Origin of the sequence: Aeromonas sp. ASNIH2 (assembly GCF_002934795.1) — a bacterium.
Lineage (GTDB): Bacteria > Pseudomonadota > Gammaproteobacteria > Enterobacterales > Aeromonadaceae > Aeromonas > Aeromonas caviae.
The window spans coordinates 1600659-1616258 of the sequence record NZ_CP026406.1; the positions used below are offsets into that span (position 1 = coordinate 1600659).

A 15600-nucleotide genomic window follows, 5' to 3' on the forward strand; every position below is an offset into this window, starting at 1 on the left:
CGCGTGCGCAAGGATGCAACCATGAAACTCTCTACCCAACTTTTGATCGACGGTCAGTTCGTCACCGGTGACGGCCAGGCCGAGCCCATCCTCAACCCGGCCACCGGCGAGCTGCTCGCCTCGGTACCAGAAGCCTCGTTCGAGCAGGTGAACCGGGCGGTGAACGGCGCCCAGCGCGCCTTCGCCCAGTGGAGCCGCACCACGCCAGCCCAGCGCAGTACCGTGCTGCTGCGCCTGGCCGATGCCATCGAGCGCCACGCCGAGGAGTTCGCGGCGCTGGAATCCCTCAACTGCGGCAAGCCCTATCTGGCGGTGCTCAATGACGAGCTGCCGGCGGTGGTGGACTGCTTCCGCTTCTTCGCCGGCGCGGCCCGCTGCCTGCAGGGGCCGCTGGCGGGGGAGTACGTCGAGGGGCACACCAGCATGATCCGCCGCGATCCCATCGGGGTGGTGGGCAGTATCGCCCCCTGGAACTATCCGTTGATGATGGCGGCCTGGAAGATGGCCCCCGTGCTTGCCGCCGGCAATACAGTGGTGCTCAAGCCCTCCGAGCAGACCCCGCTCACCGCCCTGCGCCTGGCGGAGCTCGCCAGCGAGCTCTTCCCGCGCGGCGTCATCAACATCGTCTGTGGCCGGGGCGATAGCGTGGGGGCGCCGCTGGTGGAGCACCCGCTGGTGCGCATGGTGTCGCTCACCGGTGACATCGCCACCGGCCAGAATATCCTGCAAAGTACCGCCCGCACCATGAAGCGCACCCACCTTGAGCTGGGGGGCAAGGCGCCTGTCATCATCTTCGACGACGCGGACCTGGAGGCCGTGGTGGCGGGCATTCGCACCTTCGGCTTCTACAACGCAGGCCAGGATTGCACCGCCGCCTGCCGCATCTATGCCCAGGGCAAGATCTACGACAAGTTTGTCGCCGCCATGACGGATGCGGTGGCCTCCATCAAGGTCGGTGGTCCGCGCGAGGAGGGGGTGGAGATGGGGCCGCTCATCTCTGACCGGCAGCGCAACCGGGTGGCCAGCTTCGTGGAGCGGGCCCAGAGCAGCGGCCACGTGGAGGTGACGGCGGGGGGCAAGATCCGCCCCGGCAACGGCTTCTTCTTCGAGCCGACCCTGATCGCCCATGCCCGTCAGGAGGATGAAATCGTGCGGCGCGAGGTGTTCGGCCCCGTGGTGTCGGTGACCCGCTTCAGCGACGCCGAGCAGGTGGTGCAGTGGGCCAACGACTCGGACTACGGCCTCGCCAGCTCGGTCTGGACCCGGGATCTCGGCCTTGCCAGCAAGGTGGCCAGCCACCTGCAATATGGCTGCACCTGGATCAACACCCACTTCATGCTCACCTCCGAGATGCCCCACGGCGGCATGAAGATGTCGGGCTACGGCAAGGATCTCTCCCTCTACGCGCTGGAGGACTACACGGTGCCGCGGCATATCATGGTCAAGCTCTAGGCTCCCGTCCCCCTGAAAACAAGGTGGCCCCTTGGGGCCATCTTGTTTTGCATCAGGTCTGTGCATCCCTGCTGTGCACCGACGCAGCGTCACCATTCACCCGACCGCGACCCGCATCAACATCATGACAACCGCCACAACCAGTGGTGATCCAGAATCAGCAGACCAAACAGCAGCATCAGGTGATAGATGGAGAAACGGAAGGTGCGCATCGCCTGGCCGGGGCGCTCCTCATATTTCAACAACCAGCCATGCCAGCAGAATCCAAGGTTCAGCCCCGACATGCCGATCAGATAGGGCAGCAGGCAGACGAGCGTCAGGATCAGCAGATAGAGCAGGATGGCGGTCTTGGTGAAATCGGTGCCGTGGGTGACGGGCAGCATGGGAATATCGGCACCGGCATAGTCATCGCGCCGGTGGATGGCCAAAGACCAGAAATGGGGCGGCGTCCAGGTAAAGATGATCATCACCAGCAGCCAGGGCTCGGCCGAAAGCTGCCCCGTGATGCTGGTCCAGCCCAAGAGCGGTGGCATGGCTCCCGCCAATCCGCCGATGACGATATTCTGCGGCGTGGCCCGCTTCAGCAGCAGGGTATAGACGACCGCATAGCCGAACAGGCTGGCCAGGGTTAGCCAGGCAGTCAGGGGATTTACGCCCCAATGGAGCAGAACAAACCCCGACAGTGCCAGACAGATCGCGAAACTCATCGCCTGCCCCGGCGTGATCCGTCCCATGGCGACCGGGCGCCAGCGCGTTCTGCGCATCCGGGCATCGATGCCGCTATCCAGAGAATGGTTCATGGCCGCCGCCCCGGCAGCGAGCAGTCCAATCCCCGCCAGGCCCAGTATCATCTCGTCCAGAGAGGCGCGTGTCGGCTCGGCCAGCAGCATGCCCACCCAGGCGGTCAGGAGCAGCAGGGCGACCACCTTTGGTTTGGTCAACTGACAATAATCGTGCAGCCGACGGAGGGCAAAGCGCTGTGCCCGCCCTCTCCCATTCATGTCCGGCTCCTGACCATCCCAGGGGGTCGCAAGGGGTCGTGATGAGGCACAGAGAGCCTCCCGCGCGCCAGCACACAGCAAACCAGAAGGTGGGCTGCCACCAGATTGTGCGCAAGGGCGTTGGCCAACGGCAGGGCCAGATGGACGTTCGCCAATCCCAAGGCAATCTGCACGGTCAGCAGACCCAGCAACAACCAGCCAAACCCTCTCAGGGGGGTCCGCTGGCAGAGCAGCGCGAGGGCGAAAGCCCCCACCAGCAAGGCCGTGGTCAGCGCTCCCAGGCGATGGGCGATGTGAATGGTCTGGCGCGCCTCCTTGCCCAGCACGCCGAACTCATAGCTGGCGTGCCCCAGGGGGAGGTGAAAGGCTTGCGCCCAATTCAGCTCTGCCTGCCAGTTGCCCTGGCACAAGGGAAACTCCACACACGCCATGGCCGCATAGTTCGCCGACGTCCAGCCCCCCAGCGCGATCTGCAGCAGCAGCACGCCACAGGCCATGCTGCCAAGCCAGGACACACCCTGGTGTACGGGCGGGGGTGAAGGGAAGCCTGCCAATTCGGCCCGATAGAGCCAAAGCAAGGTCAGGATGGCGAAGCCACCCAGCAGATGCGTGGTCACCACCAGGGGATGCAGGGCCAGGGTCACCGTCCACATACCCAGCGCCGCCTGACCCGCAACCAGCACCAGCAAGATAAGCGAGAGGTGGCGCAGTCGGCCGCCTGTACGCCAGCCCAAGCCGGACAGGAGCACAATCACGCCTCCCAGCACCCCGGCGAAGTAGCGATGCACCATCTCGCTGCGCGCCTTGTGAGGAACAAGCGGGCTGGCCGGATAGCGCTGTGCCGCCAGTTCCGCATGCTCGGCGCGGGGAATGGCAAGGGAACCATAGCAACCTGGCCAATCGGGGCAAGCCAGCCCGGCATCCGTCAACCGGGTATAAGCACCGAGCGCGATGACAAGAACTGCCAGCACAATGGCCGCGGAGGCCAGCCTCTTGTGCATCTTCATATGCCGCCTCGCTGACCGTGCAGTAACCAGAAGATGCGAGTCCCATGCCGGCTGCATCGTCACTGCACCCCACGCTGATACTTGAGCAGTTGCTGCAGATCCGACAGTACCGCCTTGCCAAGCAACGGCCAGGTCGTCGTGCTGCCGGGCACCTCGTAACGCAAGATGGCCAGCCCGCGGTCGTCCACCAGCAGTATATCCCCCTCTCTCATTTCACTGTTTGTCTCGTGAGGTGGCGTCAACTGGACCAGTTCCAGCTTGTCCAGGTTGCGGCCAAGTGCAGCCTGGATGCGCGCCATCAGCACAGGGACCTGCCGGCATTGCCCCTCGCAGCGAGGGGCCACCAGATAGACCAGTCGCCATTGGTGCTGATGGGCAGGAAGCGGTTGCAACAGGTAGATCTCCTGGTGCAGCCAGTGCCCCTTGCTGCGCGTGCCGGGTTCATACCAGCCCTGGTGAAGAGTCAGAGCCGCCAGCACCACAGGCAGCAGGATCACCGCAGCAAAGAGCGCTGGCACCCGCCAGCGTCGCCATCCGCTCATGGGGAGCACCTCCTTGTCAGTATGACCCCCCCTGACAGAACCACCAGCGCCAAGCCGAGCCATTGCACCCCATAGGCCCGGTGTTTTTCAGGAGGCATGACATTGTGCTGGTAGTGATAGAGGAGTGGGGTTCGTCTTTGATACAACACTGCGTCTGCAAGCGGGGCTCCGATTGCCTGTCGCAGGGTCTCGACCCTGATGGATTGCAGCCGGTTCGGGTAGGGGCCTGGTTCTATGTTCTGTCCCAGCAGGAAGCCGCCGGGAGCCATGCGCAGCACACCTTCAAGGGTCATTGCGGCGGGGATGGCGGGATTGGGTAATTGCGACCTGTCGGATGGCGCGGGCACCCATCCCAGGTTGACCAGCAACAGTGAGGATCCTCCTTCTGCGCGTACCGGGATGAGCACGTCATAGCCAACCTCCCCGTTGACGATCTGGTTGTCCAGCAACCAGACATAAGGGCTGACCCACTCGGCTTTCCCTTGCAGAGGCTGGCCATCCAGTGACTCCGGGTGTTGCCAGTCGATCTGGGCCAATGTCCTTGGCCCGGCCTGCTGCATCTTTGCCATCTGCGCCAGCCAGGCCGTTTTTTCCATTGCGCGCTGCCACTGCCAGAACGCCAGCTTGCACAAACCGGCCGTCACCACCAGAGTGAACAACAAGACGAACCAGCGTCTGTGATGCCATGGTCGTCGCTTGTCTCGTGCAGCCGAATCGCGCATATCGAGGAGGATCCCAAGATGTTGATCAAGGTCGTTCTGATACTCATGCTGCTGCTCATCATCGGCCAGCTGTTTCACGCCCTCTGGCTGATGCTCAGTGCAGGCAATACGCAAAAGATGTCGGTACCTCTGGGCCGGCGCGTCTTCTTCTCCCTGCTGGTGGTCATCATACTGCTGCTCTCTCTCGCGATGGGCTGGCTGGAGCCCAACCCTCGCCCCTACTGAGCACGGCATCAAAGCAGGTAGGCAAAGACGAACAGACAGAGCCAGACCACATCGACGAAGTGCCAGTACCAGGCCGCAGCCTGGAAAGCGAAATGACGCTGTGGGGTGAAATGATCCCTCAACATGATTCGCAGCCAGATGATGGTCAGGAAAAGGGTGCCCAGCAGCACGTGCAGTCCATGGAACCCGGTCAGAATGAAGAAGGTATTGCCATAGATGCCGGAATCCAGCCGCAACCCGAGATCCCGATAGGCATGCAGATACTCATAGCCTTGAAACCACAGGAATGTCAGCCCGAGCACCACGGTGGCCAGCAACATCCCCTTGAGCCGCATGCGTCTGCCGTTTTCCAGACTCATGTGTGCAAACAGCAGGGTCACGGAGGAGCCGAGCAGGATCAAGGTATTGATGAGGGGGATCCCCTGCCAGGGCATGGCCTGGGTCGTGGCCCCGCCGGGCGTCTTGAGCAGGGGCCAGTGAGCGGTGAAATCCGGCCACAGCAGTTGGCCCGTCATCACCCTGTGGCCCGCACCATCCAGCCAGGGCACCGCAAGCTGGCGTGCATAGAACAGCACTCCGAAAAAAGCCAGAAAGAACATCACTTCGGAGAAGATGAACCAGACCATGCCCTGCCTGAAGGATCTGTCCATCTGGGCGCTGTAGAGCCCGGTCATGGACTCCCGGATGATGTGACGGAACCAGCCAAACAACATGAATGCCAGCAGGGCGACACCGGCCATCATCAGATACCGGCCGAAACCGGTCTGCCCACTCGCCACTTCATTGACCAGATGTCCCGCCCCCAACGCCAGGAAAAACAGTGCAATGGCACCAATGATGGGCCAGCGACTCTGGTCCGGGACATAATAGGTCTGGTTCACCTTGGACATGGTCATTTCCTCTGTGCGAGTGCCGGTGCAGGTACGGACGCCGTGATGTCATAGAGCGAGTAGGAAAGCGTGATGGTATTGATGCTGTCCGGTAGTGCCGGATCGATATAGAACTTGAGCGGCATCAGCTTGCTCTGCCCTGCCCTCAGCTCCTGGCGATTGAAGCAGAAACACTCCACTTTCTTCAGATAGGCTGCGGCGGGACCGGGAGAGACCGACGGGACCGCCTGACCCACCATGGCCCGCTCCGTGGGATTGAACACCCGAAAGTTGACCATTTTCACCTCCCCCGGCCGCACCGACAGCCGAGCCGTTTCACCACTGAACTCCCACGGCATCCGGGTATCCGCATGAGCAAGAAACTCGATCTGGATGCTCCGCTTGCTGTCGATCACCGCCCGCTCCGTACTGGCCGCTTGATCAGACGTCTTGCCATTGAGGCCGGTGATCCGGCAGAAGACGTCATAAAGCGGCACCAGCGCAAAGGCAAAACCAAACATGACGAGCACGACCAGAGCCAGTTTTCTGAGCAAGGGCGCATGACTGACCTGGGTCATATGACCTCCCTAACGCTCTTCCGACCGGATATCCGGCGGAGTCTGGAAACTGTGATAGGGAGGGGGAGAAGAGAGCGTCCATTCCAGCCCCTCGGCCCCCTCCCATACCCGATCGCTCGCCTTGGCTCCGCCTCTGATGCATTTGACCACGCCCCAGACAAACAGCAGTTGGGACAGGCCGAAGGCAAAACCCCCCAGGCTGATCAGCATGTTGAAGTCGGCAAATTGCAGGGCGTAATCGGGAATGCGGCGAGGCATGCCCGCCAGCCCGACAAAATGCATGGGGAAAAACAGCACATTGACCGAGACGAGCGAACACCAGAAATGCCATTGGCCGAGCCGCTCGTCATACATGTGCCCCGTCCATTTCGGCAACCAGTAGTAGGCCGCAGCCAGGATCGAGAAGACGGCACCGGTCACCAGCACATAGTGGAAATGGGCCACTACGAAATAGGTGTCGTGATACTGAAAATCAGCCGGTGTCATGGCCAGCATCAGCCCGGAGAAACCGCCAATGGTGAACAGAGTGATGAAGGCGATGGCAAACAGCATGGGGGTCTCGAATGTCAGAGAACCACGCCACATGGTGGCAAGCCAGTTGAATACCTTTACCCCTGTCGGCACCGCGATCAGCATGGTGGTGTACATGAAGAACAGCTCCGCCACCACGGGCAATCCGGTGGTGAACATGTGGTGAGCCCAGACCATGAAGGAGAGCAAGGCGATGCTGCTGGTGGCATAGACCATGGAGCGATAACCGAACAGCGTCTTGCGGGAGAAGGTCGGAATGATGCAGGAGACGATGCCGAAAGCCGGCAATATCATGATGTAGACTTCCGGGTGCCCGAAGAACCAGAAAATGTGCTGAAACAGGACAGGATCCCCCCACCAGCCGCATCGAAGAAACTGGTCCCGAAATACTTGTCCGTCAGTACCATGGTCACCGCAGCCGCCAGCACCGGCATGACAGCGATGAGCAGAAACGCCGTGATCAGCCAGGTCCAGACAAACAGCGGCATCTCCATCCAGCCCATGCCCGGCGCCCGCAGGTTGAAGATGGTCACGATGACGTTGATGGCCCCCATGATGGAGGAGATCCCCATGATGTGAATGGCAAAGACAAACAGGGCCGTGCTGTTGCCGCTGTACTGGGTAGACAGGGGGGCATAGAAGGTCCAGCCAGAACTGGGGCCGCCTCCCTCCATAAACAGGCTCGACAGGAGGATGAGGAAAGCAAACGGCAGGATCCAGAAGCTCCAGTTGTTCATGCGGGGCAGTGCCATGTCAGGGGCCCCAATCATGATGGGGATCAGCCAGTTGGCGAGGCCGGTGAAGGCGGGCATGACGGCACCAAAGACCATGATGAGGCCGTGTACTGTGGTCATCTGGTTGAAAAACAGGGGTTCCACCAGTTGCAGTCCGGGCTGGAACAGTTCTGCCCGGATCACCATGGCCATGGCGCCACCGGTAAAGAACATGGTGAGGGCAAAGCACAGATAGAGGGTACCGATGTCCTTGTGATTGGTGGTGTAGAGCCAGCGCCTCAGACCGGCCGCTGGCTGGTGGACATGTTCGCTGTGCGGGGTATCCGTGATTCCATCACTCATGCCGACGCCTCACTTGTCCTTGTCCGGATTGGCCGCGTTGAGAAGGGACTGCACCTCGGCTGGCTGCACAAGGTCACCGGTCTTGTTATCCCAGGCATTGCGTTCATAGGTGATGACGGCGGCGAGTTCCTGTGCCGTCAACTGTTTGCCAAAAGGTTGCATCGCCGTACCACTCCGGCCATGCAACACCGTATCCAGATGCTGGGCACGATGCTCCGCCTGTGTGGTCACCTTGCTGCCATTGAGCGCCGGGAAGATGCCGGGCAATCCGGTACCCGCGGGCTGATGACAGGCCGCACAGTGGCCCAGATAGACTTTCTCCCCCAGCGCCATGGCTTGTGGCAACGTCATGGTCTCCGCTGCCTGCGCCTGTTGCTGTGCCTTGGCGGTTGCCTGCTCGTCTCCCTTCCTGGCAATCCACGTCTCGAACTCCTCTGCGGATTTGGCCACCACAACCACGGGCATGAAACCGTGATCCTTGCCGCACAGCTCGGCGCACTGCCCACGATAGGTGCCCGGCTTGTCGATCCGCGTCCAGGATTCGTTGATGTAGCCAGGATTGGCATCTTTTTTCACGGCGAAGGCGGGAACCCACCAGGAGTGGATGACATCGTCCGAGGTCATCAGGAAACGGATCTTCTTGCCGACCGGCAACACCAGAGGGTTATCCACCTCCAGCAGATAATTGCCGCCCTTGGGGGCATCACCGGAGATCTGTTGTTTGCTGGTCGCCAGCAGGGAATAAAACGCCACCGGATACTCGAGGTATTTGTAATGCCATTTCCATTGCGAGCCAGTGACGAGGACGGTGAGATCGGCCTTGGAGGTATCCTCCATCTTCAACAGGGTCGAGGTTGCCGGTGCCGCCATCGCGATCAGTATCAACACGGGGATGGCCGTCCACAGCAACTCGATGCGGGTGCTTTCGTGAAACTGGGCGGCTTTGGCACCGCGCGATTTTCGATGGTGCACGATGGACCAGAACATGATGCCGAAGACGAGCAGACCGATGACACAACAGATATAGAAAATCGTCATGTGCAGGTCATAGACCTGCTGGCTGATGGCGGTCGCCCCGCGCGTCATGTTGAACCGGATCTCATTGGCAAAGGCGCTGCTGCTGATGAACCACATCATCATTCCGGCACCTGCCTGAGCTGCATCGTTTCTCACATTGCACTCCCTGTGCACGTTGGAGAAGATGGCCTGCATTCAATACGCCCAACGCTAACCATCTGAAAATAATGCATTTATTAAAATTCATTTCACATTCAAGTATTAGTCCATATTCAGAAAAAACCAAAATGCAGACAGCCCTGACCAGGCTCATCAGAGCAGTGGCAATGGGCAAAACGCGAGCAGGGAAGAGGGAGAAACGGGTCCCGGGGTGGCCGCGCCTTGAACGGGGAGAGCTTCAGCCATGGTGAGTCGAATCGATGTGCAGAACCCGGGAGGGGCCATGGGGTCCTCCCGGGCTCCGTGGTTTTCTGCCGTGCCAGAGGCGGGGGTCAGCCCGCTGGTGCTTGCTGAGCCAGCAGTCTGGCCAGCAGGGAGCGCAGTGCTTTTATCAGGGCGGGTTTGCCCGCGACACCCTGTCGGGCAGCCAGCTCGGACCAGGACGCATATTGCCAGATAGTGGCGATCAGCAACCGTCGTTCATCCTGACTCAACGCATCCAGCATCATCACTTGCCGGAGCAGCCAGCGTTGCAGTGTCGCCTGGCACAATTCGAATGGCTTGTGATGGTGGGCAAAGCAATCGAGTTCCCGATGCTCGAATTCATCCAGATCCGGCACATGAGTGACAGGTCCGCCTCTGAGGGATAGCCAGACCAGTTCGGTATCCAGCCTCTTGAGTTCACCAGCCAGCAGGGCCGGCAACTGGCTCATGAAACGCTGTCGCCATTGCGCCAGCTCTGCGTGATATTCCGATTGCAACGGCATCAGCAGCAAAGCTGCATGACTGCCGCTGGCCGCATCGCGCTGCAGACCAAGACGCAGCACCTTCAATCCCGCCTTGAGCCAGAATGGCAGCAGATCTGGACTGGCGGAGAAGGCAGATCCCAGATAATCGACCCCTAATACCCGATAATGTGATACCAGCTTGTCCAGCAACCGGGACCCCAGCCCGAGACGATGAAGGGCAGGATGGATGGCGATGCGCATCACCCTGGCATAAGAGCGCTCCCCCGCCGTCACGAAACCGGCGTGGGCCAGCAGCGACTGGGGCAGCAGATGTCCACGAGGGCGCCTTCGTCCGGCCCAGATCGCGTGCGCCAGATCAGGGGGTATATTGCCCTCCCGCGCGACCAGCGCCACCCCGAGCAACTCCTGTCCCTGCTCCATCAGATGAATGTCGAGATCCGGCCCCTCCAGCAAATACCGCAGATCACTGGGGCTGGTCTGGTAGTGAGCCAGTACGAGCAGGCCGAACACCCGATTGAGCAGCGCGTCATCACGGGCCAGCTCATCTTGTCCGACCAGGCGCCAGGTCGGTGATGTCGGGGGATGAGGTGCCGATATGTCGGCATTCAGACCAAGGAGCCGGAAGATCAGAGGCTCCAGCGGATCGCTCAGGCTCCAGCGAATGGGCTCCACCAGGTGCAGCTCCTGCCAATCCGGGGTTTGCTCATCGAGTACCCTCTTGAAGCGCAGATGAAAGCCGCGCCCCGTCCCCTCATAGCCGTGCTCCGTTGTAGCGAAGACAATGCGACTGTGACGGGCCAGCATGGCTTCCAGCAGCGGGGTCGGGATGGCGGCGGCCTCATCCACCAGCAACAGATCCGCCAGCACATCTCCTTGAGCCACCCGATCAGGGGACACATAGCTCAGACCGGCCAGCCGCTCAGGCATCTCTGCCAGCGCGCGCTCTGCATGGGCAAAAAGTGTCGCCACTGTAGCGTGGGAAGGGGCCGTCACCGCTATCGTCAAGGCCGGATCCCGACTCAGCAAGTCGGCGCTCGCCAGCCCCAGCACGGCGCTCTTGCCACGACCGCGATCGGCGCTCAGCACCAGGGGGCGACGGCGATGGCCGTGCAACACGTTGTGGATGGCGGGCAGCGCACGGGCCTGATCCGCACTTAGCGGCCGGTCCCCGTCGAGAGGCTGCCAGGTAATATCACAAGAGGCAGGCGTCAGATCTCGCGCCGGATCTTCTTCCAGCAACCGTACCAGACGGGAGATGAACCCCTGCCCGGCACGATCGACCTCCTCTGGCTGGGCGACCAGCCTCTGACGATCAGGGTCTGGGTAGGTCGGCCATACCTCCCGCGGCGGGGTCAGCAGAAGCAAGAGCCCCCCAGCCCTCAATGTCCCCGCCAAGGCACCGAATGCATCGGGGTGAAAACCGCTGAAGGCATTGAATACCAGGGTGTCGCACTCCTGACCGAGCCGTTGAAGCGCCTTGGCGGCAGGCTGCGGAGCATGACGCTCAGGACCCTGCCCCAGCCAGAACACCCCCCCCCACAGCAAGGATTCGGCACGAACGATGCAGTCATCCTCCTCCCCTTCCAGCCAGATCAGACGCCGCTCGCCGGCAGAAGCGATAGCGTGGCGCAAGGCGAGCAGCTCGGCTGACATCATGGAGCTGGGCTGGCGTCTGGCTTCACACGGGGTTCAAACATGCGCTCCCCCATCTGGTCGATGAAGGTATGGGCCTTTTGCACCATGAAGCGCTCGGCATCCGCCGGGTTGGCAAAGAGATCGGAGCGGATGAAGCGATGGGTCTGTAATTGCCCGTCTATCTCCCTGGTGATGCGACCGGCCAGCCTGTATTGCCCCCCTTCCGCCATGGGCTCGGGATAGATGAGATAGCCCATGTATTCGATGGGCTCAACCTCGGGGCTCTGGGCGATCTCTCCCTTGAACAGGGCATTGAATAGTTTTTTGAACATGTTCGCATCCTCTCTGATAAAGGCATTCTCCCCAAGGGTGGAATCACTGGCAAGCACGGGATCTTATTACCATTCGTTCTTTGCACTACGAACCATTCTCATTTAGATTTCATCTCATTCCAGCATGAGGTCCAGATTATGTACGTGTGTTTGTGCCGCGGCATCACAGATAACCAGATCCGCAAGGCGGTACAGGCAGGCAAGACTGAATTCAGACAGTTGAAACAGTCGCTGGAAGTCGGTGCCCAATGTGGTAAATGTGTGCGCATGGCGATGGAGATCATCGCTACCGAAATCGACAAGATGAGGTCAGAGCAGGCACCGCTCTATTACGAAGTGGCGTAAAACCGCCGACTGCTCGTCTTCATCTCTCCTTCTGCCCTCCAGGGGACGACTTTCCCCCATCACGTTATGGTCATGTTTCTGGACTAAGCTCTAGTGATCGTTGCCTAGGCTCGAAAACGAGGAGTAATGTCGATGAAAGGAGATCCCAAAATCATTGCCCACCTCAACAAGGTGCTGGCCAATGAGCTGGTTGCCATCAACCAATACTTCCTGCATGCCCGCATCTATGATGACTGGGGCCTCAAGGGGCTGGGGCACAAGGAGTATCACGAATCCATCGATGAGATGAAACATGCCGACGAGCTGGTCAAGCGGGTGCTGTTTCTGGAAGGGCTGCCCAACTTGCAGGATCTGGGCAAGCTGCGCATTGGTGAGACGGTGGAAGAGATGCTGCGCTGTGACTTGTCTCTGGAGATGGACGCCATCCCCGACCTGAAAGTCGCCATCACCTATGCCGAGTCTGTGCAGGACTACGTCAGCCGCGACCTGTTCCAGGAGATCCTGGAAGATGAAGAGGAGCATGTGGACTGGCTGGAAACCCAGCTCGATCTCATCGCCCGTATCGGTCTGGAAAACTACCAGCAATCCCAGCTCCATGCCGAGTCATCCTGAATCGCGATGACATCAAGAGACAATCCCAACCCGCCCAGGCGGGTTTTTTCATGGCACCAGCGGCAGAGATCTTGCCCAACGATACGGTAGCCAACCTGGTTGCTGACAAGGCAGGCCAGAGGCTGTCAGGATGGCAGGCGCCGGATTGAACCGCCTCCGGGATCACAGTTACGATGCATGGGGCAGCGGCAGGCGCCGCTTTCGATTAGGATACGACCCCATTCCCATCATTTTGCTACGGATGACCTCCATGGAACTGATTGCACGCGAGATGGCGCCCCACAAACGGGTTGCCCTGGTGGCTCACGACAACATGAAAGCCCCTCTGCTGAACTGGGTGCTGCGCCGCAAGGAAGAGCTCAAGCTCCACCATCTCTATGCGACCGGCACCACTGGCACCCTGCTCGGCAAGAAGGCGCAGCTGCCCATTACCTGCCTCTTCTCCGGCCCCATGGGAGGGGATCAGCAACTCGGCGCCCTCATCGCCGAAGGGAAGATAGACGTGATGATCTTCTTCTGGGATCCCCTCAATCCCGCCGCCCACGATCCTGACGTCAAGGCCCTGCTGCGCCTCGCGGCCGTCTGGAACATCCCGGTCGCCACCAACGAGGCGACGGCGGACTTCATCATGGACAGCCCGCACATGCAGCAGGCATTCAGCGTCCAGGTGCCCGACTACGCCGGCTACCTCAAGGCCAGAACCGAATAAGCAACGCCAGACAGCAAAGAGCCGGAACAGATGTCCGGCTCTTTTCTTTCATGGGGGGAGAAGGTCAGCGCTGGAGGCTTTTCTGCGCGAATTTGGGCCTGGCATTCATGATCTGCTCCACCTGCTCGTCGCTCATCTTGCCCCGCGACAGCCCCAGAACCTTGTAGGTCAGCAGAGGGCGCGCTGGCAGGGCGATCATCAGGGCGCGGATCTGGTTCTCGTCCTCCTTCTCTCGCGCCGGCTTGCCGTAGGCGTAGGTGAGCACGCCGGCATCCATCAGGTTTTTGACGGCGGGTTCGGTGATCGGCAGGTTTATGACGCTTTTCCGTTGCAGTACGAACTCCCGCAGCACCGCCTTCTCGTTGAAGTCGAGGAAGCCAATCATCTGGGCCAGTTGATCCTGCTGGCGGCGGGACTGCCACTCGTCACAGGCCCACTCCCAGGCGATCAGGAAGCCCTGACTGCAGAAATAGGAGATGGCGATCAACATGCCGACCCCAAGCCAGGCCGCATGAGCCGTGGCCCACTGGCTCACGGCGCCTTTCATCAATCCGGCCGGAAACAGCAGTATGATGCTGCAGCAAAGCAGCAGCCAGACCATCAGCCAGTTGAGGCGATTAAGCTGGTAAAAATGTTGGATCCACCGTTTCATCGTTCACCCTTCCCAAGTCAATGTGGACAGTAGCCAACTCATAGCAATCGCTGTGCCAGCACAAGGATCCCCGTAAAAAGATCAGGATCCCGGACGGGAGAGTCGAGGGTTGTCACATCCTTTTACAACTTGTCGCACGGATCATCCCCTGTTGGCCTTGCGCCTCACCGAGCCACTTGGTAAAAAGCCCGCACTGTCATTGGGGAGTAGCAACCCGCCCGTGATCCGGGCAGGGTTCATGTCAACATTCTTGGATCTGCCGATCCATGGCATGGGCGGCGATAGCACCTATCGTCCTGCAAGACCTTTGGCCTCGATACGCAAGCCAGCCGGGCGAGCCGTATCGAGTCCATCGGTTGTTCTGCTCGCCTGGCGGTTACTCATCATGCTGATCACCCTGCTGTTATTTCTGATCTCTGCCGTCACCATCTATCTGGCCTGCGAATACTTCGTCAACGGCATCGAATGGACCGGCCATCATTTCAAACTGTCCCAAAGTGCCACCGGTTCTCTGCTGGCGGCCCTCGGCACGGCCCTGCCCGAATGTATCGTCACCCTGACCGCCCTGCTGATGGGGGATGCTCCCGCCCAGCAGCAGATAGGCATAGGTGCGGCCCTCGGCGGTCCCCTGGTGCTCTCCACCCTTGGCTATGCCGCCGTTGGCGTGACCCTGCTGCTGTGCCTGGACCATGGGCACAGGGTCATTCATGGTGAGGTGCAGCGCGAAATTGGCCGCGATCAGGCCTGGTTTGCCGCTATCTTCCTGCTGGCCGTGCTGCTTGGCATGGTGGCCTTCACCGGTAAAACCTGGCAGGCCCCCCTGTTCGTGCTGATGTACCTCCTCTATGTGCGACGTGAGCTGAAACAGACCGACAGCCACGAGGCCGAATTGCCCTCCCCCCTCAAGCTGGATCCGCACGCCAGGATCCCGGCGCTCGGCAAGGTGCTGCTGCAAACCCTGGTGGCGCTCGGCGTGGTGGCGCTGGCGGCCCAGCTGTTCGTTCACCAGCTGGAGAACATGGGCGAGCTGTTCGGCCTCTCGCCGGTAGTGGCCGCCCTGTTGCTGAGCCCGGTGGCCACCGAAATGCCCGAGCTGATGAACGTGCTCATCTGGGTGCGGCAGGGCAAACACCGGCTGGCACTGGCCAATATCTCCGGCGCCATGATGATCCAGGGCACCATTCCCAAGGCGTTCTGCCTGCTGTTCACCCCCTGGCTGCTGGACAGCACCATGATGGCCTCCTCCCTGGTCACTCTGCTGGCGGTCGCGCTGCTGTGGAGGGGGTTCAGTCGGGAGCGGATGACGGCGGGCAGGCTCGCCCTGGTGGGACTGGTTTACCTGAGCTTCTGCGGCTGGCTGATGATGAGCTGAGGGCCGGCATCTGCC

The 15600-nt window shown here is 60.7% G+C and carries 16 protein-coding genes, 1 pseudogene and 1 riboswitch; of the genes and pseudogenes, 6 read left to right on the forward strand and 11 right to left on the reverse strand.

Translation table 11 applies throughout. The features are described 5' to 3' along the window. The first annotated feature begins 21 nt into the window (after window positions 1-21). Window positions 22-1452: a gamma-aminobutyraldehyde dehydrogenase gene (locus C3F36_RS07365; RefSeq protein WP_104454805.1), complete on the forward strand. Its 1431-nt coding sequence runs from the start codon at window positions 22-24 to the stop codon at window positions 1450-1452. 122 nt (window positions 1453-1574) lie between these two features. Here C3F36_RS07365 and cyoE read toward each other — a convergent pair whose 3' ends face one another. From cyoE to C3F36_RS07385, 4 genes are read right to left on the reverse strand one after another with little or no spacing between them, the layout of a single operon-like run. Further along, window positions 1575-2453, reverse strand: a complete 879-nt coding sequence (gene cyoE / locus C3F36_RS07370) for a heme o synthase (RefSeq protein ID WP_104454806.1) — start codon at window positions 2451-2453, stop codon at window positions 1575-1577. Beyond that, window positions 2450-3460 (reverse strand): COX15/CtaA family protein, encoded by a 1011-nt coding sequence (locus tag C3F36_RS07375; RefSeq protein ID WP_104452226.1) that lies wholly within the window; start codon window positions 3458-3460, stop codon window positions 2450-2452. Before C3F36_RS07375 ends, cyoE begins: the two co-directional genes overlap by 4 nt. Window positions 3461-3519: 59 nt before the next feature. Next, window positions 3520-4002 carry a hypothetical protein gene (locus tag C3F36_RS07380; RefSeq protein ID WP_104452225.1) on the reverse strand — a complete coding sequence of 161 codons (483 nt, stop codon included), beginning with the start codon at window positions 4000-4002 and terminating at the stop codon, window positions 3520-3522. After that, window positions 3999-4661 carry an SURF1 family protein gene (locus C3F36_RS07385; protein WP_104452224.1) on the reverse strand — a complete coding sequence of 221 codons (663 nt, stop codon included), beginning with the start codon at window positions 4659-4661 and terminating at the stop codon, window positions 3999-4001. The genes C3F36_RS07380 and C3F36_RS07385 overlap by 4 nt, the downstream gene beginning before the upstream one ends. Window positions 4662-4742: 81 nt before the next feature. Here C3F36_RS07385 and C3F36_RS07390 point away from each other — a divergent pair, with 81 nt between their 5' ends. After that, complete coding sequence (locus C3F36_RS07390) at window positions 4743-4949, forward strand: DUF2909 family protein (RefSeq protein ID WP_043152873.1); 207 nt, start codon at window positions 4743-4745, stop codon at window positions 4947-4949. A gap of 8 nt (window positions 4950-4957) precedes the next feature. On the opposite strand, the gene C3F36_RS07395 is transcribed toward C3F36_RS07390, so the two are convergent. From C3F36_RS07395 to C3F36_RS07420, 6 genes and pseudogenes are all read right to left on the reverse strand, one after another. Continuing rightward, window positions 4958-5839 (reverse strand): cytochrome c oxidase subunit 3, encoded by an 882-nt coding sequence (locus C3F36_RS07395; RefSeq protein ID WP_104454807.1) that lies wholly within the window; start codon window positions 5837-5839, stop codon window positions 4958-4960. Between the two features lie 2 nt (window positions 5840-5841). Continuing rightward, on the reverse strand, window positions 5842-6396 hold the full coding sequence (locus tag C3F36_RS07400; protein ID WP_103859226.1) for a cytochrome c oxidase assembly protein: 555 nt from the start codon (window positions 6394-6396) through the stop codon (window positions 5842-5844). A gap of 9 nt (window positions 6397-6405) precedes the next feature. Then, window positions 6406-8003: pseudogene (ctaD, locus tag C3F36_RS24155) on the reverse strand (cytochrome c oxidase subunit I). A gap of 9 nt (window positions 8004-8012) precedes the next feature. Further along, a complete protein-coding gene (gene coxB, locus C3F36_RS07410; protein ID WP_233759727.1) occupies window positions 8013-9143 on the reverse strand; it encodes a cytochrome c oxidase subunit II in 1131 nt (376 codons plus the stop codon). Between the two features lie 368 nt (window positions 9144-9511). Continuing rightward, window positions 9512-11584, reverse strand: coding sequence for a tRNA(Met) cytidine acetyltransferase TmcA (locus C3F36_RS07415; RefSeq protein ID WP_104454808.1), 2073 nt, complete (start codon window positions 11582-11584; stop codon window positions 9512-9514). Beyond that, on the reverse strand, window positions 11581-11895 hold the full coding sequence (locus C3F36_RS07420) for an HlyU family transcriptional regulator (protein ID WP_041211748.1): 315 nt from the start codon (window positions 11893-11895) through the stop codon (window positions 11581-11583). Before C3F36_RS07420 ends, C3F36_RS07415 begins: the two co-directional genes overlap by 4 nt. A 138-nt stretch (window positions 11896-12033) precedes the next feature. On the opposite strand from C3F36_RS07420, the gene C3F36_RS07425 reads away from it, so the two are divergent. The 3 genes from C3F36_RS07425 (at window position 12034) to C3F36_RS07435 (ending at window position 13561) form a co-directional block, all read left to right on the forward strand. Next, window positions 12034-12240, forward strand: a complete 207-nt coding sequence (locus C3F36_RS07425; protein WP_199769676.1) for a bacterioferritin-associated ferredoxin — start codon at window positions 12034-12036, stop codon at window positions 12238-12240. A gap of 132 nt (window positions 12241-12372) precedes the next feature. Continuing rightward, window positions 12373-12852: a bacterioferritin gene (gene bfr / locus C3F36_RS07430; protein WP_010675778.1), complete on the forward strand. Its 480-nt coding sequence runs from the start codon at window positions 12373-12375 to the stop codon at window positions 12850-12852. 250 nt (window positions 12853-13102) lie between these two features. Continuing rightward, entirely contained in the window at window positions 13103-13561 is a 459-nt protein-coding gene (locus C3F36_RS07435) for a methylglyoxal synthase (protein ID WP_041211864.1), read from the forward strand. Between the two features lie 64 nt (window positions 13562-13625). Here the strand turns inward: C3F36_RS07435 and C3F36_RS07440 are convergent, their stop codons facing one another. Next, complete coding sequence (locus C3F36_RS07440; RefSeq protein WP_041213974.1) at window positions 13626-14213, reverse strand: superinfection exclusion B family protein; 588 nt, start codon at window positions 14211-14213, stop codon at window positions 13626-13628. Window positions 14214-14402: 189 nt separating this feature from the next. Further along, window positions 14403-14510, forward strand: a riboswitch (yybP-ykoY riboswitch). An 88-nt stretch (window positions 14511-14598) separates the two neighbouring features. Between C3F36_RS07440 and C3F36_RS07445 the strand changes: the two genes are divergently transcribed. Continuing rightward, window positions 14599-15585, forward strand: coding sequence for a sodium:calcium antiporter (locus tag C3F36_RS07445; RefSeq protein ID WP_267893454.1), 987 nt, complete (start codon window positions 14599-14601; stop codon window positions 15583-15585). Window positions 15586-15600 lie beyond the last annotated feature (15 nt).

Bases quoted from the DNA above. Each gene is read 5' to 3' on its own strand.
- C3F36_RS07365 (WP_104454805.1), top strand. From the start codon at position 22: ATGAAACTCTCTACCCAACTTTTGATCGACGGTCAGTTCGTCACCGGT.
- cyoE (WP_104454806.1), bottom strand. From the start codon at position 2,453: ATGAATGGGAGAGGGCGGGCACAGCGCTTTGCCCTCCGTCGGCTGCAC.
- C3F36_RS07375 (WP_104452226.1), bottom strand. From the start codon at position 3,460: ATGAAGATGCACAAGAGGCTGGCCTCCGCGGCCATTGTGCTGGCAGTT.
- C3F36_RS07380 (WP_104452225.1), bottom strand. From the start codon at position 4,002: ATGAGCGGATGGCGACGCTGGCGGGTGCCAGCGCTCTTTGCTGCGGTG.
- C3F36_RS07390 (WP_043152873.1), top strand. From the start codon at position 4,743: ATGTTGATCAAGGTCGTTCTGATACTCATGCTGCTGCTCATCATCGGC.
- C3F36_RS07395 (WP_104454807.1), bottom strand. From the start codon at position 5,839: ATGTCCAAGGTGAACCAGACCTATTATGTCCCGGACCAGAGTCGCTGG.
- C3F36_RS07400 (WP_103859226.1), bottom strand. From the start codon at position 6,396: ATGACCCAGGTCAGTCATGCGCCCTTGCTCAGAAAACTGGCTCTGGTC.
- coxB (WP_233759727.1), bottom strand. From the start codon at position 9,143: ATGATGATGTGGTTCATCAGCAGCAGCGCCTTTGCCAATGAGATCCGG.
- C3F36_RS07415 (WP_104454808.1), bottom strand. From the start codon at position 11,584: ATGATGTCAGCCGAGCTGCTCGCCTTGCGCCACGCTATCGCTTCTGCC.
- C3F36_RS07420 (WP_041211748.1), bottom strand. From the start codon at position 11,895: ATGTTCAAAAAACTATTCAATGCCCTGTTCAAGGGAGAGATCGCCCAG.
- C3F36_RS07425 (WP_199769676.1), top strand. From the start codon at position 12,034: ATGTACGTGTGTTTGTGCCGCGGCATCACAGATAACCAGATCCGCAAG.
- bfr (WP_010675778.1), top strand. From the start codon at position 12,373: ATGAAAGGAGATCCCAAAATCATTGCCCACCTCAACAAGGTGCTGGCC.
- C3F36_RS07435 (WP_041211864.1), top strand. From the start codon at position 13,103: ATGGAACTGATTGCACGCGAGATGGCGCCCCACAAACGGGTTGCCCTG.
- C3F36_RS07440 (WP_041213974.1), bottom strand. From the start codon at position 14,213: ATGAAACGGTGGATCCAACATTTTTACCAGCTTAATCGCCTCAACTGG.
- C3F36_RS07445 (WP_267893454.1), top strand. From the start codon at position 14,599: ATGCTGATCACCCTGCTGTTATTTCTGATCTCTGCCGTCACCATCTAT.